1 protein-coding gene is annotated in these 218 nt (G+C 65.1%); it reads right to left on the reverse strand.

What is annotated here, in order from left to right:
• Positions 1-218: S1C family serine protease (locus RRF55_RS28960; RefSeq protein WP_439419441.1), on the reverse strand; the 218-nt coding region annotated here is incomplete at both ends.

Raw genomic sequence — 218 nt, forward strand, 5'->3', positions numbered from 1 at the left:
GGCGGTCACCGAGTTGTCCAGCCCGAACGGCGAACCGATCGCGACCACCCACTGGCCCGGCTTGAGCGTATTGGAATCGCCCACGCGCACCGTCGGCAGGTTCTTGGCGTCGATCTTGAGCAGGGCGACGTCGTACTGCTGGTCGCTGCCCACCACCTTGGCGGTGAACTCGCGGCGATCGCCGAGCTTGACCTTCACTTCACTGGCATCGGCAACGA

Source organism: Klebsiella sp. K47, from assembly GCF_051858335.1.
Lineage (GTDB): Bacteria > Pseudomonadota > Gammaproteobacteria > Enterobacterales > Enterobacteriaceae > Klebsiella > Klebsiella pneumoniae.